Consider the following 19,561-nt stretch of genomic DNA (forward strand, 5'->3'; position numbering starts at 1 on the left):
TGTCGGCGACGACCTCGGCGATGCGAGCCGTTTCGGTGACGTCCAACTGGGCTGCGACCGCCCCGTCGGGGTACCCGGCGACCAGATCGTCGAGGGCTTCGGGCCTGCGGGCCGTCGCCACGACGGTGGTCGTACGTGAACTGGCTTCCGCCGCCCCGGTGGTGCCCGACGATCGGCCCGGTACTACTGAACGTCGTCCGGACGGGCCGGAAGACTGTCCATGAACGAGCTGACGGAGAAGACTGCACGTCCGGGGCCGGGCGGGCCGTAGCCAGGGGGCGAGCTGAGCCCGTACTCCTCCATGGTGGCGCGGTAGGCGTCCAGCAGGCGGATGTGGTACTCCAGCGGCGCTCCGTCCGGGTTGGTCTTTCCGAGCGGGGTGGTGGGCTCGGGGCACCAGGTGGTGAATCGCGGAGTGATGCCGTGCGACATGAAGAACCGCAGGCCCTCGGTGGTCGAGTCGATGGCCTCGTTCACCGTGGTGAAGCCGAAAGGCTCGGCCATCTCCACGCCCGCCACGAAGTTGGGGATGACATTGCGGGGGCCGAAGACCTCGGCGGAGTCCAGGATGCGGCGGTGCCACTCGTCGCGGCCCACGTAGCGTTCCTTGCCGGGGCAGTAGAGCTCGAACAGCCGGCGGTCCCACACCTCGTAGTTGGGGTGGTAGATCTGGACACCGTAGTCGTGGAAGCGCTGCACATCGGCCTTGGGCAGGGCCTGGGCGACAACCTTGCCGATCCATCGACCTGGGAAGCGCTCCTCGATGGCCTTGGCGTACTGCCCGTAGAAATCGGCCTCGTCGCGGCCGCCGATGTGAGAGGTGATGGCGCCGCCGGTGAGAGTGTAGGCGGTGGAGGTCTTCGCGGTGTCGTACTTGTCGATGATGGCCAGTGCCTCCAGGACCTCCTCGACCGGCTTCACACCGGTATACGGGCGTCCCGCCGCCTTGTGCTGGCGCCAGTTGTGGTTGATGTCGCAGTACTGGCACTCCTCCTTCGCCCCGAAGTACTGGCAGACCCGGAAGACCGTCAGATAGACGAGGTAGCCCCACTGGATGGTGGGCGCGACCTCCATCACGGACTTGCCGTTCTCAAGGGTGTGACGGTAGTAGTCCGGCATCGGCGGCAGGCCGACGTCGGAGATCCGCCTGTCGTCGAGGTACAGCCCGAGCACACCGTCGTCATCGGCCGCGACGCGGTACGGGGACGCCGGATTGACCCGAACCGACACCACGGTCCTGCGCAGTTCGTACGGACCTCCGGTCAGCACGATCTCCTCCGGCGGACGGCGGAGTGCGGCCGCGCCGAGCTCGGGGAGGGTTCCGTGGTCGAACGAGAAGATGAAGTACGACTTCGGCTTGACATCACCGCCCTCGTTGTCGCTGAGGGCGGACTCGTCGAACGCCACGCCGCCGCGCAGCAGATCTTCCTTGATGACGGCTTCCCGGGGCACATGCGGGAACTGCTCCATGAGCCGCTCGATCAGGCGGGTACGGTTCCCGTCGGCACGACTCTGCTCTGTGCGGCTGCGGTCGGTACTGCTGGGCATGTGCGGGACTCCTCGGTCCGGTCGTCGAAGGCGTTCCGGGTACGCCACACTGTGCAACGAACCACGGGGTTCGGCCGTGCCCCGCCGCACCGGCCGATTCGTCCTGGCCCGGCGGAGACGGTGTCCGGTCCGTCAGAATCGCGGTCCGGGCCGGGAATCACCTGTGCCAGTGCGTGGGGCGGCTGAGCGAGGGCGGGAGCTTCGTCGTCGCGTCACCCCTGGCCGCATTGAGCTGGGCCTGGGTGAGGAAGAGACTTCCGGTGAGGTCGGCGCCGGCCAGGTCGGCGTCCCGGAAGTCGGCCCCGATCACATCGGCCAGACGCAGATCGGCGCCCTTGAGGTCAGCTGCGATGAGGTACACACCCCGTAGATCGGCTCCCTGCAGATCGGCGCCTTTGAGCCGGGCTCCGATCAGGTCGGCACCACGGCGATCGCGCTTTTTGCGGCGGGGCGCCGTGGCTCGTACGAGTTCGCTGGTACGGAGCAGCAGGACGGCCACGTCGTCGCGGTGTGCGGCCACATCCAGGCCTGTGAACGCGTCTGCCGGGAGATGGGTGAGGCGTTCCGTTTCGTCGAGGGTGCGGCGGATCTCGCCGTGCAGGGAGCGCGCCGGTTCCAGGGACAGCGCTTCCGTCAGGTACCAGAGGAGTTCATGGAGCTGTCGCATGACCGGGAACACCTGGAACATCTGCTGGGCGGTCTGCGGGGCCCGGCGCCAGTCCTGCCCGTCGAAGGTCTCGTGCGAGACCTTCTGACCGGCTCCGAAGCAGTCGTACACGGTGCAGCCCGGGAATCCCTGGGTCCGTAGTTCGGTATGAATGCCGCAGCGGAAGTCCTCCTGCAGATTGCGGCAGGGCTTACCGGCATCCTTGTTGATCGCGAAGTCCGCGGACCGGGTCAGGGTCAGTGCGACGCAGCACAGCCCGAAACAGTTCGCACAGTCGGCGCGCAGTGAAGCACGATCGGTGCGGTCGGTACCGGGGCCTTGGACATTGTCGGGCACAGTGCGTGGATCCTCTGGGGTACGGAGCTGTCGGACGGTCGACCCTATCGGGATCCGTCACCTGTACGCGCCGATTTCGTGATCGCTCCCGGACGCCCAGGCCACCGTGGCGCCCGTTTCGCCCTGTTCCCTCGGCGAAACGAGCACCTCTTCGCGCATGTACGTAAATTGTCTGCCGCCTGGCCCTCCTCTGCGTCCCACCGGGCCCGCTCATCCGCAGACTCGTCGTCATCCTTCTCCTCCCGCTGCTCGCCATGGCGGGAAGCGCACTGTTCGCCCCGGGGACGGCACTGGCCGTTCCTGCAGTCACACCGTCGGCCGGCGTCGTGCCCTCGGCCGCGTCCGGTCTGGATGCACCGTGCACCAGCAGCGACCCGGTCGTCTGCTCGATCCGCGAGAGGACTCCGGAGAAACGGGCGCAGGCGCGCGATGTCGGGACGGTCGATGCCTCGCGCCCGAGCCGTTGTCAGTGGGACGACGCACACTGGCAGCAGCACGGCACGGGCGAAGGGGACGCTGATGGGCACCGAGCACGAGACCGGGTTCGAACCGGCCACCGGGGACGGCCCGAGGAACCCGGCACCGGACGGGAAGCGTGACGCCTCGGTACGGACAGCGTTCGAAGGGATGCTGCAGATCCGGCAGCTGACGAACACTGGGCACGCGAGCCCGGAGGGCGTACCCGCGCAGTGGGAGACCCACCGGCCGATACGGGCCATCGCCCTGGCACTGGAGGCGTCAGGCCTTGCCGCCTCGGCCGTTGACGACTCCGGCCTGCGTACGGCGACCGGGTACCGCCTGGAGCAGGGAGAGGCGCCGGGCAGCGTGAGGGTCGAGTGGCTCGGTCCGCCCGGCAGTGGGGCCGCCCATGCGGAGGAGGGCGAGCTGGCCCGGTGCGCGGCTGTGCTGCGGGAGTTGGGCTGGACGGTGCTGCTGTACCGCGGACCGCGGCGCAGAAGATTCCTGGAGGTCGAACCACCGACCGGTGTCCGACGGCCGAACGGCGGCTAGTGGGCGGCCTCGCGCCGCTATGGAAGTACGTTGTCAGACCCATGGGGGATGCTGGTGGGTCCGACACCTCTGACCGGGAGATGCTGAGATGCGCAATGACGAACTCGCCGCGGCCCAGGCGTATGTCCGACTGCTGGAGGCCACTCGGGCCGCGCTCGCGGAACCTGACGAGAGCCCCTTGTACATGCCATTGCTCGCCTCGCCAATCGCGGAGGCCGATGGCGCGCTGGAGCGTGCGGGGCTCTGCGGCAACGAGTCCCGGTTCTTCGATCTCGTGCGCTCGCTTCAGCCGAGCATGTCCGGCAGCGGTCGCTGAACGGCTCTGCTGAACGGCACCGCGGTTGCGGTGTTCTCCATCGCCGGGCGGACCGGACCGAAGAGCCCCGCCCCGTCCGGCAGTCGGCGGTCACAGCCGTCCGTCGCCGCGCTGTCGCTCTTCACCTCGTCGCTCGGATGCGCCACCATGCTCTGAACGAGTCAGCGGGCAAGGCGCCCTCAGGAGCACCCCGAGCGCACTCGATGCCTGTCGGCCCGAACCCAATCGCTCGTCCCGTGGTCAACCCTCTCTGCCAGTGCGCCCGCCCCATCCATGGGGTGAATTGATTCAAGTCAGGAAGAGAACACACCTAGCCGCTTGACTAGAAGCTTGTGGTAATCCTAGCGTACGGTCCAACTGAAACGATTCATATCGTCCGAACGACCACCGGTCGCTGGATGACTCCGCTTGTGAGGTGTTCATGTCTGATGTGTCGGCCGTCAAGGCAGCTTTGAAGTCCCAGGTGATCGAGACACCGTCGTGGGGGTACGGGAACTCCGGAACCCGGTTCAAGGTGTTCGCGCAGCCAGGAGTGCCGCGCGACCCGTTCGAGAAGCTGGAGGACGCGGCGCAGGTGAACGCGTTCACGGGTGTGGCACCGAAGGTTTCGTTGCACATCCCGTGGGACAAGGTCGATGACTACTCAGCGCTGACCCGGCATGCCGAGGATCTCGGGCTGCGGATCGGTGCGATCAACTCCAACGTCTTCCAGGACGACGACTTCAAGCTGGGATCGGTCACACACCCCGACCCGAAGGTGCGCCGCAAGGCCACGGACCATCTGCTGGAGTGCGTCGACATCATGGACGAGACCGGGTCCCCCGATCTCAAGCTCTGGTTCTCCGACGGCACGAACTACCCCGGGCAGGACGACATCATGGCCCGTCAGGACCGGCTCGCCGAGGCGCTGGCCGCGGTGTACGAGCGGCTGGGCGGCGACCAGCGGGTGCTGCTGGAGTACAAGCTGTTCGAGCCGGCGTTCTACACGACCGATGTGCCGGACTGGGGTACGGCGTACGCGCACTGCCTGAATCTCGGCCCGAAGGCTCAGGTCGTCGTGGACACCGGGCACCACGCGCCGGGTACCAACATCGAGTTCATCGTGGCGTTCCTGTTGCGTGCGGGAAAGCTCGGCGCGTTCGACTTCAACTCCCGGTTCTACGCCGACGACGATCTGATGGCCGGGGCCGCCGACCCGTTCCAGTTGTTCCGGATCATGCACGAGGTGGTCAAGAACGGCGGCATGAAGCCCGAGGCGGACATCAACTTCATGCTCGACCAGTGCCACAACATCGAGGCGAAGATCCCTGCCGTGATCCGGTCGGTCGCCAATGTGCAGGAAGCGACCGCCAAGGCATTGCTGATCGACATGGATGCGCTGACCGCCGCGCAGCAGTCCGGCGATGTGCTGGCCGCGAACAGTGTCCTGATGGACGCATACAACACCGATGTCCGTCCGCTGCTCGCCGAGGTGCGCGATGAGATCGGGCTGGCCAGGGATCCGTTCGCCGCATACCTGGCCTCGGGCAATCAGGAGCGGATCGCGGCCACCCGGGTCGGTGGCGAACAGGCCGGCTGGGGCGCCTGAGCCTCCGTCCCCTCCCCCGTACACCCGTCCGACCGACTCAGCCCGCCCCCCGACACCGAAGGAATCTCATGACGTCCGCGACCCACGCCGAAGTCGCCGCACTCCTGGCGCGCGCCCACCGGATCGGCTCCGACGCCCGCAACACCAACTACGCAGGTGGCAATACATCGGTCAAGGCCACCGCCACCGACCCGGTCACCGGCGGCGAGACCGAGCTGCTGTGGGTCAAGGGGTCCGGTGGTGATCTCGGCACGCTGACCGAGGCCGGTCTCGCCGTGCTGCGCCTGGACCGGGTGCGCGCGCTCAAGAACGTGTATCCGGGGATGGAGCGCGAGGACGAGATGGTGTCGGCGTTCGACTACTGCCTGCACGGCAAGGGCGGCGCCGCTCCGTCCATCGACACGGCGATGCACGCACTGGTCGAGGCGGCGCATGTCGATCATCTGCATCCGGATTCGGGGATTGCGCTGGCGTGCTCCGCCGACGGTGAGAAACTCACGGCGGAGTGTTTCGGCGACAAGGTGGCCTGGGTGGGCTGGCGCAGGCCCGGGTTCCAGCTCGGTCTGGACATCGCTGCGGTCAAGGAGGCCAACCCACAGGCCGTAGGTGTGATCCTCGGCGGCCATGGCATCACGGCCTGGGGCGAGACGTCCGAGGAGTGCGAGCACAACGCGCTATGGATGATCCGCACCGCTGAGGCATTCCTTCAGGAGCAGGGCAAGGCGGAGCCGTTCGGCCCCGTGTGGGCCGGCCGGGAGGCCTTCTCCGAGGAGCGGCGCCGGGAGCGAGCCGCCGCGCTCGCCCCGCTGATCCGCGGTCTGGCCTCAACCGACCGACCGCAGGTGGGCCACTTCACCGACACGGAGCCTGTGCTGGACTTCCTATCCCGCACCGAACACCCGCGGCTCGCCTCGCTCGGTACCTCGTGCCCCGACCATTTCCTTCGTACGAAGGTCAGCCCACTGGTCCTCGACCTGCCCGCGGACTCCCCGCTGGACGAGGCTGCGACACGCCTGAAGGAACTGCACAGGGAGTACCGGCAGGCGTATCGCGCGTACTACGAGCGTCACGCAAGCCCCGACTCCCCCGCGATGCGCGGCGCGGACCCGGCAATCGTGCTGGTGCCCGGAGTCGGCATGTTCTCCTTCGGCAAGGACAAGCAGACTGCCCGGGTCGCCGGGGAGTTCTATCTCAATGCCATCAATGTGATGCGCGGCGCCGAGGCCGTCTCCTCGTACGCGCCGATCGAGGAGTCCGAGAAGTTCCGGATCGAATACTGGGAGCTGGAGGAGGCCAAGCTGCGCCGGATGCCGAAGCCCAAGCCGCTGGCCACCCGGGTGGCGCTGGTAACGGGTGCGGGGTCCGGTATCGGCAAGGCCATCGCGCACCGGCTGGTCGCGGAGGGGGCATGTGTCGTCGTCGCGGACCTGAATGCGGAGAGCGCCGTCTCGGTGGCGCAGGAGCTCGGCGGGCCCGACAAGGCTGTCGCGGTGACGGTCGACGTGACCAGTGAGGAGCAGATCGCCGCGGCGTTCAAGGCAGCGGTGCTCGCGTTCGGCGGTGTGGATCTCGTAGTGAACAATGCCGGGATCTCGATCTCGAAGCCGCTGCTCGAAACCACGGCCCGGGACTGGGATGTTCAGCACGCCATCATGGCGCGCGGCTCGTTCCTGGTCTCGCGTGAGGCCGCCCGGGTGATGCGGGCGCAGAACCTCGGCGGCGACATCGTCTACATCGCGTCGAAGAACGCGGTGTTCGCGGGCCCGAACAACATCGCCTACTCGGCGACCAAGGCCGATCAGGCTCACCAGGTGCGGTTGCTGGCGGCCGAGTTGGGCGAGCACGGGATCCGAGTGAACGGCATCAACCCCGATGGTGTGGTGCGCGGTTCGGGGATCTTCGCGGCCGGCTGGGGTGCCCAGCGTGCGGCGACGTACGGCATCGAGGAGGAGAAGCTCGGCGAATTCTACGCCCAGCGGACCCTCCTCAAGCGCGAGGTGCTCCCGGAGCACGTCGCGAACGCCGTCTTCGCACTGACCGGCGGGGACCTCACGCACACGACCGGTCTTCACATTCCCGTCGACGCCGGTGTGACGGCGGCGTTCCTGCGATGACCCGGATGAGAGTTCCATGTCTGTGACGTCACTAAGCGAAGCGGTCTTCGCGGCCGTGGATCTCGGTGCCACCAGCGGCCGGGTGATCGCCGGCTGGGCCGGTCCCGGGAAGCTCGTGCTGACCGAGGCGCACCGCTTCCCCAATACCCCGGTCCGGCTGCCGGACGGGCTGCGGTGGGACGTGCTCGCCCTTTATCAAGGGATGCTGGACGGTCTGCGGACCGCTGCGCGCAGCGGTCCGATCGCCTCGGTCGGCATCGATACCTGGGCGGTCGACTATGGCCTTCTCGATGCCGACGGGGCCCTGCTCGGGCTGCCGTTCCACTACCGCGACAGCCGTAACGGCCAGGCAGTCGAACAAGTGCTGGCCGAATGCGGGGCGCAGGAGCTGTACTCCGTCAGCGGCTTGCAGCATCTGCCGTTCAATACGGTGTTCCAGCTCGCCGCGCATCAGGCGAGTGCCCACTGGGGTGCGGCACGGACGATGTTATTGATCCCCGATCTGCTGGTGCGCTGGCTGACCGGAACGGTGGGCGCGGAAATCACCAACGCGTCGACGACCGGCCTGTTCGATGCATCTGCCGGGACCTGGTCCGATGCGCTGATCGGCCGACTGGGTCTGGAGCGTTCCTGGTTTCCGCCACTGCGTGAGCCGGGTGACCCGGCGGGGACACTGTTGCCGCATGTTGCCGAGTACACCGGGCTGCCGGCCGGTACACCGGTGACAACCGTCGCTTCGCACGACACGGCGTCGGCGGTCGCCTCGGTGCCCGCGGTCGAGCCCGGATTCGCGTATGTGTCCTGTGGCACCTGGTCGTTGGCAGGTCTGGAACTGGCGGCCCCGGTGTTGACGGAGGAGTCCCGGGCGGCAAACTTCACCAATGAACGCGGGGTGGACGGCACTGTCCGCTATCTCCGCAACATCATGGGCATGTGGCTGCTGGAGGAGTGCCGCCGTGCCTGGGACCGGCAGGGTGCGGCTCCGGGCCTGGCCGAACTGCTCGCAGAGGCGGCCCGTGCCCGGCCGTTCGCCGCGTTGATCGACCCCGACGACGAGACGTTTCTCGCTCCGGGTGACATGCCGACGCGCATAGACGCCCATCTCGTACGGACCGGACAGAAACCACCCGACACTCCCGGCGGGTATGTGCGGTGTGTGCTGGAGAGCCTGGCGCTGGCGCATCGCAGGACGCTGCGGCAGGCCGCCGGTCTTGCGGGGCGGGAGCTGACCCGGATCCATCTCGTCGGCGGGGGTTCACGCAACGAGCTGTTGTGCCAGTGGACCGCGGATGCCACCGGCCTCCCGGTCACGGCCGGTCCCGCCGAGGCGACCGCGCTCGGGAACGTACTGCTGCAGGCACGCGCCCATGGCCTGGTCGGCGACCTCATGGACATGCGACGACTCGTCGCGCAGACGCAGAAATTGCGCCACTACACCCCTCAGGGAGATCAAGGGGCCTGGGACCGGGCTGCCGCAAGGCTGGAGCCGGCCTGAGTCCTGGACACCTCGACCGGGAGTCCGGGCCCCTCTCCGTGGAAGCCCGGGTACTCGATGGACGACGAAGGAAGGAAACTCATGACTGATGTATCTCCCGCCGTGCTCGACGGCGTGCTCGCCCGCACCACGCGTCGCCGCACCCGTGTCGGTCTGGTCTCCGGTGGACTCGGCGCGTACTGGCCGCAGTTCCCCGGCCTCCTCGACCAGCTGCAGGAATCGGCACGCTTCGTGACCGGGCGGTTCGAGGAGATGGGCTGCGAGGTCGCCGACGCCGGCTTCATCTCCGACCCGCAGGAGGCCGCCAAGGCGGCTGAACAGCTGCGCAGGGCCGACTGCGACATCGTCGTGATGTTCCTGACGACATATCTCACGGCTTCGATGGTCCTGCCGATCGCCCAGCGCACCCACACTCCGGTACTGGTCATCGACCTCCAGCCGACCGAGGCGATGGACCACCCGAACACCGACACGGGCAAGTGGCTGGCATACTGCGGACAGTGCCCGCTGCCGGAGGTCGCCAATGTGTTCCGGCGAAGCGGAATCCCCTTCCGCTCCGTCTCCGGCCATCTGCACGACGAGAACGCCTGGAACCGGATCCGCCGCTGGATCTCGGCCGCGCAGGTGCGTGGCGCGATGCGCCACGCCCGGCACGGGCTGATGGGCCACCTCTACCCCGGGATGCTCGATGTCTCCACCGACATGACGCTGGTCTCCACCCAGTTCGGCGGACACGTCGAAGTCCTCGAATTCGACGACCTGCGGGTCCGGGTCGCCGCCGTGACGGACGAGGAGGCCGCCGAACGCGTTGCGCTCGCGCGTACGGTCTTCACCCTCGACGACTCCGTCGACGAGGACGATCTCGCCTGGGCCGCCCGCGTGTCGGTCGGACTCGACCGGCTCGTCGAGGACTTCGAGCTCGACAGCCTCGCCTACTACCACCGCGGACTCGAGGGCGAGATCCACGAGCGGCTCGGCGCGGGCATGATCCTCGGCGCGTCGCTGCTGACCGCCCGAGGCGTCCCGATGGCCGGTGAGTACGAGCTGCGCACCAGCCTCGCCATGCTGATCGCCGACACCATCGGCGCCGGCGGCTCCTTCACCGAGCTCCAGGCCCTCAACTTCCACGACCGGGTCGTCGAGATGGGCCACGACGGCCCCGCCCACCTCTCGATCAGCGCCAAGGATCCGCTGCTGCGCGGGCTGGGCGTGTACCACGGCAAACGCGGGTGGGGCGTCAGCGTCGAGTTCGACGTCAAACACGGTCCGGTCACCACGTTCGGTATCGGTCAGGAGGCGGACGGCACCTTTGCGTTCATCGCCTCCGAGGGCGAAGTCGTCCCGGGACCCCTGCTGGAGATCGGCAACACCACCTCCCGCGTCGACTTCGGCTTCGACCCCGGAGAGTGGACCGACGCCTGGTCCTCGACCGGCATCGGCCACCACTGGACTCTCTGCACCGGCCACCGTGCCAAGGACCTCAAGGCCGCGGCAGACCTCCTCGGCATCCCGTTCCGCACCGTCACCGGCCCCAACGACCTCTGAACCGGCCTCCGCAGTCCCGGTCCTTCTCAGTTCCGTCTTCGCCCGCCTCGGCCTGCCTTACGACCTCGCCCACGATTGGCAGTGGGAGAAGGAGCGGCGTCCGGGGCCTTCGAATCCAAGGCGGAGGAGGGAGTCGACGCGGAGCGTCGGCGACTGACGACAACGCCGGAGGCGGAGGTCCCGGACACCGCGACGCCGCTGACAATCGCGGGCGAGGTCGTAAGTCCGTATTCGTCAGATCAGTCCGTCGTCCGGGAGCCGGAGGCCAGGCCGAGTTCTCGGTCGCCCAGCGTGGCGAAGAAGAGCGCCACGTCGGCCTCGGAGACCTCGGCCAGATCCGCCGGGCTCCACCGGGGACTGCGGTCCTTGTCAATGATCTGGGCACGCACGCCTTCCACCAGGTCGGGCCTGGCGAAGGCGGTGCACGAAGTCCGGTACTCCTGGTCGAGCACCGCCTCCAGGCTGTCGAGCCTGCGGGCCCTGCGCAGGGCGGAGAGTGTCACCTTGAGCGCGGTGGGCGACTTGGCCAGGATCGTCTCGGCGGCCTGCTTGGCGGCGGGGACACCGCTGTTGTCGAGGCGGTCGAGGATCTCCTCGACGGAGTCGGCCCGGTAGCACGAATCGATCCACTCGCGGTGCACATCCAGTTCGCCGCCCGGCGCGGGCGAGGCGAACCTCCGCACCGTCTCCTCGATCTCGACAGCCGTACCGCAGGCGGCGAGGGCCCTGGTGAGCTCGGCGAGACGCTGCGACGGTACGAAGTGGTCGGCGAGCCCGCACATCAGCGCATCACCCGCGCCGACCGCATCCGCGGTGAGCGCCAGATGGGTGCCGAGCTCACCGGGCGCGGCACCGAGCAGATACGTCCCGCCCACATCGGGGACGAAGCCGATGCCGGTCTCGGGCATGGCGATGCGCGAGCGTTCGGTGACGATCCGGACGTCGCCGTGGGCCGAGACACCGACGCCGCCGCCCATCACAATGCCGTCCATGATCGCGATATATGGCTTGGGGAATCGGGCGATACGGGCGTTGAGCCGGTACTCGTCACGCCAGAAGTCCATCGATGTGCTGCCGCCCGCGCGAGCGTCCTCGTGGATCGAGCGGATGTCGCCGCCGGCGCAGAGGCCGCGCTCCCCCGCCCCAATGATCAGGACCGCGGTGACAGTGTCGTCGAGCTCGGCTTCGGCGAGTGCTCCGTCTATGCGCGCCACCATGGCGTGGTTCAGCGCGTTGAGGGCGCGCGGGCGGTTGAGCGTGATGTGCCGGATGCGTCCTTCGGTTTGCAGCAGGACGGGATCGTCGTGGTTCATGAATGCGCTCCGGTCAGCCCCTGTGCCGTATCGCCCGCCGATCGCGGACGATCTTCCGCTGCCATTCTGCGGGGCGGGTCCCGGGCTCGGGAAGCAGGGGTGCGGAGGCGGCCCGGAACGGCCCTCAGCCCGGTTTTTGCCGGGTTTCCGCTGTGGCAGCCTGCCCGAACCGGTTCGACAATTGAGACACCCCGTACGGGCCGTGCCGCCCGGCTGCCCCGCCGGAAGACGTCCGGAGCAGGAATGACCGATTACGACCGGCAACCGAGCACATCCGTCCCGCCCCGCCTGCTGATCGAGAAGGCGCACAACGGCGAGACCGCGACGGCGCAGCGCCTTGCCATGAATCGGACAGGCAGTTTCGAGTGGGACATGGATGCCCACACGCTCGACATCGACGAAGCGGGCCTGCTGGTCTTCGGGCTGGACCCACTGACCTTCGACTCACGGCCCGAGTCCCTGGTGAAACAGCTCGATCCTTCGGAGCGGACCAGACTCAATGTGGCAATCGACGAGGCGATCAGGGGTGGGCGCAGCTCGTACAGCGTGCACTTTCGGGTACCGCTCGAGGACGGCAGGGACCAGTGGACCCATATCCAGGCGCGGATACTGCGCAGCGATGACGGCCGGGCGCACCGGGTCGTCGGGGTGGTACGGGACGCGACGGCAGAGGTAACCCACTCGGCCTTCGTGCGGGACCTGGAAAAGCGACGACAGCGCCAGACCAGCATTGTTGAACGCACGACGAGCGCGTTGTCACATGCGGTGACCGTGGATGATGTGACCGCCGCGCTCACCGGACCGGGCGGGCTGGACCGGCTCGGCGCGGACGGCCTCGCACTCGGTCTGGTCGAGAACGCCACACTGAACGTCATCGCCCTGAGCGGCGACCCACTGGAGGCGATCGACGAGCTCGGATCCACGGGTCTGGACCGTAGGTACCCCCTGGCCGACGCAATTCTCAGCGGCCGCCCCCGGTTCCTGACCTCGGTCCCGGGACTCATCCACCGCTATCCCGTGCTGACTCCCTACGCAGGGCGGCTGGCATTCCGCGCGGCCGCCTATCTGCCGCTCGTCGCCCAGGCGCGTTCCCTCGGCACCCTGGCGCTCTTCTACCGCGAAAACACGCCTTTCCACGCTGATGAGCGCAATCTGTGTCTGGGGCTGGCTGCCATCGTGGCCCAGTCCCTGCAGCGGGCGAAGCTCTTCGACGAGGAGCGCGAATTCGCCACCGGCCTCCAGTCGACCATGCTGCCGCGACGGGTCCAGGAGATCGAGGGTGGCGAGATAGCCGTGCGCTATCACGCGGCCTGGAGCGGACGCCAGGTCGGTGGTGACTGGTACGACGTGATCGCGCTGCCGATGAACCGCTTCGGCATCGTCGTGGGTGACGTACAGGGTCATGACACGCATGCCGCCGCCATCATGGGCCAGTTGCGCATCGCCCTGCGCGCGTACGCCGGTGAGGGACACCATCCGTCGACGGTGCTGGCCCGGGCCTCTCGCTTCCTCGCCGAGCTGGACACGGAACGCTTCGCGACGTGTACGTACGCCCAGGTCGATCTCGCCTCGGGGACCGTGCGTGTGGTGCGCGCCGGGCACTTCGGACCGCTGATCCGGCATATGGACGGTCGGGTCAGCAGCCCGCAGGTGCGGGGCGGTCTGCCCCTGGGTATTTCGACCGACTTCGAGGACGAGGAGTTTCCGGAGACCCGTCTCGACCTGGTGCCGGGCGAAACCCTTGTCCTGTACACCGATGGACTCGTGGAAGAGCCGGGGGTCGATGTCGATACGGGCGTGCAGGCTCTGATCAATGAGGTCGGCGCGGGCCCTGCGGGCGCTCAGGCGCTGGCCGATCATCTGTCGGACCGGCTGTGGGAGCGTTGGGGTTCGGGGGACGATGTCGCCCTGCTGGTGCTGCGGCGCAGCCCGGACCCTGGGTCGCCTCGGGCTCCGCGATTGCACCAGTACATCCACCAGGCGGACCCGGAGGGGCTGTCCGACGCCCGCACCATCGTGCGCCAGGCCCTGACCGACTGGGACATGGCCGAATTCGCCGACGACGCCGAGCTGGTGACCGGGGAACTGCTGGTGAATGTACTTCTGCACACGGAAAGTGGCGCGGTACTCACTCTGGAGGTGCTGCCGGAGCCCGTCCGGCGGGTCCGGCTGTCGGTTCAGGACCGTTCAAGCGTGTGGCCGAGACGTCGCAGCCCTGGCGAGACCGCGACATCGGGTCGAGGCCTGCTGCTCCTGGATGCCGTCGCCGCCCGTTGGGGCATCGAGCCTCGCGGCGAAGGGAAGGCCGTCTGGTGCGAGATCGGTCCGTCGGCGCCCCCCACCTCCACTCCCCCACTGCCGACCGCGGAGCAGGAGCAGGAGCAAGTGTGAGGAAAGCGCAGAGGGGTGTGTCGTCCCGCGCGCGGGACGACACACCCCTCGACCGGTGGGTCCTGGCGCATTCCTCCACCAGGACCCACCGGTCTACGTCACTGCTGTGCGGTACGACGCTTGCGCACGGACCACATGATGCCGCCACCGGCCAGCAGGACGGCCACAGCCGCTCCACCGATGATCGGAGTGGCGGACGAGGAACCCGTCTCGGCCAGGTCCGGCGAGCTGGGGCTCGGAGAGGCCGCGGCGGGGGCGGACTCCGAAGCTGCCTCGCTGGGCGTGCCGCTCCCGACGGGTGCCTCCGAGGGCGCCTGCGAGGAGGGCGCCTGCGACGGCGTGGCCTCGGGCGGCGCGGGCGACGGGGTGGTGCCCTCGCACACCGGTGCCAGCTTGGTCTCGTCGCGCGAGAAGTTGTCGCCGTCGCCGGCCTTGACGACGAGGTGAACCGTCAGTTCCTTGTCGTGCTTGGGCAGCTCAAGCTTCTTGTGGAGCTCCCTGCCGAAGGTCTCGGTGGGCAGGAGGTCCTTGCCGTCGACGGTCACGGTCACCTGGTTGGTGACGTTGCCGTTGTAGGCAGTCAGGTCAAGGCTCACCTCGGTACAGGTCACGCCCCAGGTGGGGGTGTGAGCTGCGGCCGGGCCGGCGGAGAGGACCGTGCCGGTCAGGCCGACCACCGCTGCGGCCGCGAGTGTCCCCGCAGCACGCAACGATCTCCTGGGTATGGTCATGAATTCTTCCTCCGCATAAGTTTCATCGCCTGAATGGCGGTGGGGCGCACAGTACTGCCCCTGATATGTACGCGCGCACCCGCCCCACGAAGCATGCGATGTCACAACTGACCCCACATCACCACCGCTTTGGACATGACGGACAAGACGGCTGTCACAGAGGGCGGTACATGATGTGCAGTCCGACGAATCCCTGTTTCGGATGGTTGAACCCCTCGGGCAGGGTTCCCAGGATTTCGAAGCCGAGCGAGCGGTAGAGCCGGACGGCGTAGGTGTTCGTCTCCACCACGGCGTTGAACTGCATGGCCCGGAACCCCGATGAGCGAGCCCATTCCAGCGTATACACGCACAGGGCCCGGCCCACACCCTGCCCGGAACACTTGGGGTCGACCATGTAACTGGCGCTGGCGATGTGCGCGCCGTTGCCCATGTGGTTGTTGTTCATCTTTGCCGTGCCGAGGACGCTCCCGTCGTCGTCGACTGCGACGACTGTGCGGTTCGGTGACTCGAGGAGCCACCATGAGCGGGCGTCGTCCTCACCGAGATCGAGCGGGTAGGTGAAAGTCTCACCAGCGGCGACGATTTCGTGGAAGAACGGCCAGATGGCGGGCCAGTCCTCGGCAGTGGCTTCCCTGATCAGCATGTGGGCCAGGATGCCGGTGCCGTTCTCCCTGCGCGAGTTGTTTACCGGCAAGGAGGCCGGGATGCGCGCCTACGCAGACCGAGCCGGGCGAGCAGCCCAAGTGCGGCTTCTGGAGCCGCTGTCGGCGCAAGTGCGGGATCGGGCGCCGGATCACGTACCGGATCGCAATCGCGTACAGGAACGAAGGTTGGTGCGGGCTCGGACGCCGGGACGGGACCAAATACCGGGTCGGGGTGGAAGACCTCGGGTTCGCAGACCGAGGCAGGTTCGGGCTCAACGACGGGTTCGGGCTCAGGTTCCTGCTCCCTCTCGAGCCCGTTCCCGGGGCCGTTCCCGGGGCCGGGGCCGGGGCCGTTCCTGGGGCCGGGGCCGGGGCCGTTCCTGGGGCCGGGGCCGGGGCCGTTCCTGGGGCCGGGGCCGGGGCCGTTCCTGGGGCCGGGGCCGGGGCCGGGGCGCCACTCGTCGCCCGGACGCGGAGCCGGCCGGGCCTCCCGGGCGTTGTCCAGCTCCGTGATCAGGCCGACCCGCCGCCACAGGATCTCGTCCGGTTCGTCGGCCTGCATCAGACGCCCCATGGCCTCCCTCGCAGAAGGCGACCCCGTTGGCCCGAAGACCGGTTCGGGCCGGATCCTGGCGAGGTAGGCGCGCTCATACGGATCGTCGACCACCTCCGCCAACTGCACCGGGTCCAGCGTGACCGCGAGCACGGCCGCGCGGGCCCAGGGGTCCTCCGTGAGGCTCATCAGCCGTTCGATGCGGCGCGAGCGCCAGTTGTGCGCACGGAAGTCGGCACCTCCCGCCAACCGGCTACGTACCCAGGCCGGGCTCTTCCCCGCCAGGAGCTGAGACTCCCTGGCGGCGAACTCCGCAAGCTCCTGGGCGAGATAGAGCCAGACCACCGCCCGGTACCGGTTGAGGTAGAACATGATCGGAGTGAGGCATCCCGAGCGGGCCAGCTTGGTGAAGCGGTCCGGACTGATCCTGAGCAGTTGGGCACCTTCCGCCGTCCCGACAGTGTGCACCCTCTCGCGCAGCGCCTCCGGGAACCCGTCCTGCAACCGCAGCCGGTCGACCTCCTCCCTGCGGACCCTCGACCTTCCGCCACCCTGCTGCACCAGCACGCGGACCAGACCCAGATGCACGGCAATGGCGAACTCGCCGCGCTTCAGCTGAAGTTCCTGGGCTGCTGTGCCCATAGCCATCGTGCTTGCGGTCTCCGTACACACAGCTTCGGTAACAGTCATGATGCTCTCCCCCGCGAGACTCCATTACTCTCTGTGAGCACCGTAGCCCGGGAGGGCATCGCTCGCCCGGCCTGTGGATAACTCCCACGGCCGGGTCAGGTCCGCTTGTCTCCTTCGCTTCCCGCCTGACGCGCGGCAACACCGAGATGCTCTCCGACTCTGTTCACGAGCAGCGTCATCTCGTACGCGACCTGCCCGACGTCGGCCTCGGCCGCGCTCAGCACGCACAGACAGCTGCCGTCCCCTGCGGCAGTCACAAAGAGCAGTGCCTCGTCGAATTCCACCATGGTCTGCCGGGCCTTCCCTGCGCGGAAGTGGCGTCCCGATCCGCGGGCGAGGCTGTGCAGCCCGGACGAGACCGCTGCGAGATGCTCCGCGTCCTCACGCGCCAGGCCTGTGCTCGCTCCGGTCACCAGCCCGTCGTTCGACAGCACCAACGCGTGCCGTATGTGCTCGACCCTGCTCGTGAGATCGTCAAGGAGCCAGTCGAGTTCCCTGTCCAGCGCCATTTCCCCGCTCCTCCCCGCTCATACGTTCCCCGTGCCCCACGTTTCGCGTAAGCCTCGCGCACTGGTCGCGTACGGGCAAGCACTCCTCCGTCATGTGGCTAAGTCCTGGCCCCTTGGCGCGCAACAGATGCGCGCCGGGAGGGTCGGCTCACCGAGTCGAGGAGCCGGGCGGTGTGCATCCGGCCGGCGTATTCGACCGTGCGGATCAGGACTTCCTTGCCGGAGTCCCGGTCACGCGCATCACACAGCACGACGGGCGTGCCGAGGTCGAGGTCGAGGGCACGGGACACTTCGCGTTCGCCGTAGGCGCGGGCGCCCGCGAAGCAGTTGACCGCTACGACGAAGGGGATGCCACGGTGCTCGAAGTAGTCGACGGCCGGGAAACAGCCTTCCAGGCGCCGGGTGTCGGCGAGAACGACGGCCCCGAGCGCCCCTTGGGAAAGCTCGTCCCACAGGAACCAGAAACGGTCCTGTCCCGGCGTGCCGAACAGATAGAGCGAGAGACCGGACCGGATGGTGATGCGTCCGAAATCCATGGCGACGGTCGTCGTGGTCTTCTGATCGACCCCGCCGGTGTCATCGACCGACTGTCCGGCCTCGCTGAGGAGTTCCTCCGTCCGCAGCGGCCGGATCTCGCTGACCGCGCCGACCAGCGTCGTCTTCCCGACCCCGAAGCCTCCGGCGACCAAAATCTTCAGTGCGAGAGCGTCGGTCTCCACGGCCTCCTCGGCCGTCTCCCCGTGGGTGTTGTCAGCGTGCTCGGAAGGCATCGATCACTTCTCTCACCAGTGAGTCCCAAGACGCTGAATAAGCAGGTCGGAGCTGTCTTGAAGGGCTCGGATTCCGTGGACCGCCAGCATGAGTACGGCGACAGCATGGCAAACGAGAACCTGTCCCGTGGGACGGGATCGCTTTTTTAGCGATGTGACCGTTCCCGCTCACCGACTGCCCGGATGAGTCCACAATCCGATGCTTCTGGCGGAGTGCCCCTGCCGTTCCCGGTCGTGAGCGCACGGGCCGCTCACAAACGCATGGACCCGCGGACGGCGGCAGTTCGGCGCCTACACTGGGTGTTTCGGGTGCGAGGAATGGCCCACGCGGACAGGGAGAGCAAGAGTGTCGACAACTGCCGACGGCGGTTTCGAGGATCCGCCCGCGGAGGTACTGGTGGAGGCGGCTGCCGCCTTCGGCCTGCTGGCGACGCCTGCGCGCCTGCACATCGTGTGGGCCCTCTCCCAGGGCGAGAGCGATGTGACCGGCCTCGCGGACCGGGTGGGCGGCACCCTTCCTTCGGTGAGCCAGCATCTGACGAAGCTGAAGCTGGCCGGTCTCGTACGGTCACGCCGCGAAGGCCGCCGGCAGGTGTACCTGGTCGACGACCCCGACGTGGTGACGGTCGTCCGGCTGATGGTCGGCCAGCTCGCCGTACGCGCCGGACACGCGCCCACGCACCCCGTACGCCTCCATGAGCTCGGTGCCTGAGAGCAGTGCCGCCGCAGGTCCCGGCAGCACCGATCCCGACCAGTCGTCCGCCGTGACCGTGCCGATAGCGGGCGCAACGGTCGGCCGGCGCGCCGCCCGCGCTCTGCACGATCTCGGTCCGATCGACGTGCTGTGTCTGGACAAGACCGGAACCCTCACCCAGGACCGGCCAGTCGTCGAACGGTCGCTGAACGGGGCGGGCCGGCCCGATCCCGAAGTGCCGCACTGGGGCGCGGTGAACGCACTTTGGACGCTGCAGCTCGCTGAACTCCCCGCCCCCGACGCACTGGACGAGGCGGTTCTGGACGCCACCGGGGAGCAGGAGGGGGCGCTGTCCGCCTACGACAGGGTGGCCGCGTTGCCGTTCGATCCGGTGCGGCGCCTCGCCACCGCGGTCGTCCGCAGCCCCGGCAGGCTCGGCACCCACGCCCTCGTCACGAAGGGGGCAGTGGAGCCAGTACTCGACCGCTGTGCCCTGGACGATGCCGAACGGGACCGGCTGAGGGGCCTGGCCACGCGCGAGGCCGCGGACGGTCTGCGGCTGCTCGCGGTGGCCCGGAGCGAGCGGCCTGCCCGGCTCGGTACATACCCGACGGCCGACGAACGGGGGCTGGCCTGAACACCACAG

General features: G+C 68.2%; 17 protein-coding genes and 1 pseudogene. 9 read left to right on the forward strand and 9 right to left on the reverse strand.

Annotated features, from left to right (window positions below; translation table 11 throughout):
* Positions 1 to 183: 183 nt before the first annotated feature.
* Positions 184 to 1,548, reverse strand: coding sequence for a radical SAM protein (locus OG609_RS01430; protein ID WP_327271049.1), 1,365 nt, complete (start codon positions 1,546 to 1,548; stop codon positions 184 to 186).
* A gap of 157 nt (positions 1,549 to 1,705) precedes the next feature.
* Positions 1,706 to 2,551, reverse strand: a complete 846-nt coding sequence (locus tag OG609_RS01435; RefSeq protein WP_327271050.1) for a pentapeptide repeat-containing protein — start codon at positions 2,549 to 2,551, stop codon at positions 1,706 to 1,708.
* 519 nt (positions 2,552 to 3,070) lie between these two features.
* On the opposite strand from OG609_RS01435, the gene OG609_RS01440 reads away from it, so the two are divergent.
* Together OG609_RS01440 and OG609_RS01445 are read left to right on the forward strand one after the other, a co-directional pair.
* Complete coding sequence (locus tag OG609_RS01440) at positions 3,071 to 3,562, forward strand: hypothetical protein (RefSeq protein ID WP_327271051.1); 492 nt, start codon at positions 3,071 to 3,073, stop codon at positions 3,560 to 3,562.
* A gap of 88 nt (positions 3,563 to 3,650) precedes the next feature.
* On the forward strand, positions 3,651 to 3,878 hold the full coding sequence (locus OG609_RS01445; RefSeq protein WP_327271052.1) for a hypothetical protein: 228 nt from the start codon (positions 3,651 to 3,653) through the stop codon (positions 3,876 to 3,878).
* Here OG609_RS01445 and OG609_RS01450 read toward each other — a convergent pair.
* Positions 3,848 to 4,027, reverse strand: a complete 180-nt coding sequence (locus OG609_RS01450; RefSeq protein ID WP_327271053.1) for a hypothetical protein — start codon at positions 4,025 to 4,027, stop codon at positions 3,848 to 3,850. The genes OG609_RS01445 and OG609_RS01450 overlap by 31 nt on opposite strands.
* 272 nt (positions 4,028 to 4,299) lie before the next feature.
* On the opposite strand from OG609_RS01450, the gene rhaI reads away from it, so the two are divergent.
* From rhaI to OG609_RS01470, 4 genes are all read left to right on the forward strand, one after another.
* Positions 4,300 to 5,466 (forward strand): L-rhamnose isomerase, encoded by a 1,167-nt coding sequence (rhaI, locus tag OG609_RS01455; protein ID WP_327271054.1) that lies wholly within the window; start codon positions 4,300 to 4,302, stop codon positions 5,464 to 5,466.
* A 68-nt stretch (positions 5,467 to 5,534) separates the two neighbouring features.
* A complete protein-coding gene (locus OG609_RS01460) occupies positions 5,535 to 7,580 on the forward strand; it encodes a bifunctional aldolase/short-chain dehydrogenase (protein ID WP_327271055.1) in 2,046 nt (681 codons plus the stop codon).
* A 16-nt stretch (positions 7,581 to 7,596) separates the two neighbouring features.
* A complete protein-coding gene (locus tag OG609_RS01465) occupies positions 7,597 to 9,075 on the forward strand; it encodes a rhamnulokinase (RefSeq protein WP_327271056.1) in 1,479 nt (492 codons plus the stop codon).
* An 81-nt stretch (positions 9,076 to 9,156) separates the two neighbouring features.
* On the forward strand, positions 9,157 to 10,620 hold the full coding sequence (locus OG609_RS01470) for an L-fucose/L-arabinose isomerase family protein (protein ID WP_327271057.1): 1,464 nt from the start codon (positions 9,157 to 9,159) through the stop codon (positions 10,618 to 10,620).
* A 239-nt stretch (positions 10,621 to 10,859) separates the two neighbouring features.
* Here the strand turns inward: OG609_RS01470 and OG609_RS01475 are convergent, their stop codons facing one another.
* Positions 10,860 to 11,933, reverse strand: a complete 1,074-nt coding sequence (locus OG609_RS01475) for an enoyl-CoA hydratase/isomerase family protein (protein ID WP_327271058.1) — start codon at positions 11,931 to 11,933, stop codon at positions 10,860 to 10,862.
* 243 nt (positions 11,934 to 12,176) lie between these two features.
* Between OG609_RS01475 and OG609_RS01480 the strand changes: the two genes are divergently transcribed.
* Positions 12,177 to 14,324 carry a SpoIIE family protein phosphatase gene (locus OG609_RS01480; protein ID WP_327271059.1) on the forward strand — a complete coding sequence of 716 codons (2,148 nt, stop codon included), beginning with the start codon at positions 12,177 to 12,179 and terminating at the stop codon, positions 14,322 to 14,324.
* Positions 14,325 to 14,422: 98 nt separating this feature from the next.
* On the opposite strand, the gene OG609_RS01485 is transcribed toward OG609_RS01480, so the two are convergent.
* The 5 genes from OG609_RS01485 to OG609_RS01505 all read right to left on the reverse strand — a co-directional run bounded on the left by OG609_RS01485 (position 14,423) and on the right by OG609_RS01505 (position 18,221).
* Positions 14,423 to 15,055 carry an LAETG motif-containing sortase-dependent surface protein gene (locus tag OG609_RS01485; protein WP_327271060.1) on the reverse strand — a complete coding sequence of 211 codons (633 nt, stop codon included), beginning with the start codon at positions 15,053 to 15,055 and terminating at the stop codon, positions 14,423 to 14,425.
* A gap of 154 nt (positions 15,056 to 15,209) precedes the next feature.
* On the reverse strand, positions 15,210 to 15,698 hold the full coding sequence (locus OG609_RS01490; RefSeq protein ID WP_327277905.1) for a GNAT family N-acetyltransferase: 489 nt from the start codon (positions 15,696 to 15,698) through the stop codon (positions 15,210 to 15,212).
* 41 nt (positions 15,699 to 15,739) lie between these two features.
* Complete coding sequence (locus OG609_RS01495) at positions 15,740 to 16,942, reverse strand: DUF6397 family protein (protein WP_327271061.1); 1,203 nt, start codon at positions 16,940 to 16,942, stop codon at positions 15,740 to 15,742.
* 95 nt (positions 16,943 to 17,037) lie between these two features.
* Positions 17,038 to 17,451 carry a roadblock/LC7 domain-containing protein gene (locus OG609_RS01500; RefSeq protein WP_327271062.1) on the reverse strand — a complete coding sequence of 138 codons (414 nt, stop codon included), beginning with the start codon at positions 17,449 to 17,451 and terminating at the stop codon, positions 17,038 to 17,040.
* A gap of 98 nt (positions 17,452 to 17,549) precedes the next feature.
* Complete coding sequence (locus OG609_RS01505; RefSeq protein ID WP_327271063.1) at positions 17,550 to 18,221, reverse strand: GTP-binding protein; 672 nt, start codon at positions 18,219 to 18,221, stop codon at positions 17,550 to 17,552.
* A 346-nt stretch (positions 18,222 to 18,567) separates the two neighbouring features.
* On the opposite strand from OG609_RS01505, the gene OG609_RS01510 reads away from it, so the two are divergent.
* Complete coding sequence (locus OG609_RS01510; protein ID WP_327271064.1) at positions 18,568 to 18,933, forward strand: ArsR/SmtB family transcription factor; 366 nt, start codon at positions 18,568 to 18,570, stop codon at positions 18,931 to 18,933.
* A 100-nt stretch (positions 18,934 to 19,033) separates the two neighbouring features.
* Positions 19,034 to 19,546, forward strand: a pseudogene (locus tag OG609_RS01515) (magnesium-translocating P-type ATPase); the annotation flags it as partial.
* Positions 19,547 to 19,561: the final 15 nt, after the last annotated feature.

This window comes from Streptomyces sp. NBC_01224, assembly GCF_036002945.1.
In the GTDB taxonomy this organism is placed as follows: Bacteria; Actinomycetota; Actinomycetes; order Streptomycetales; family Streptomycetaceae; genus Streptomyces.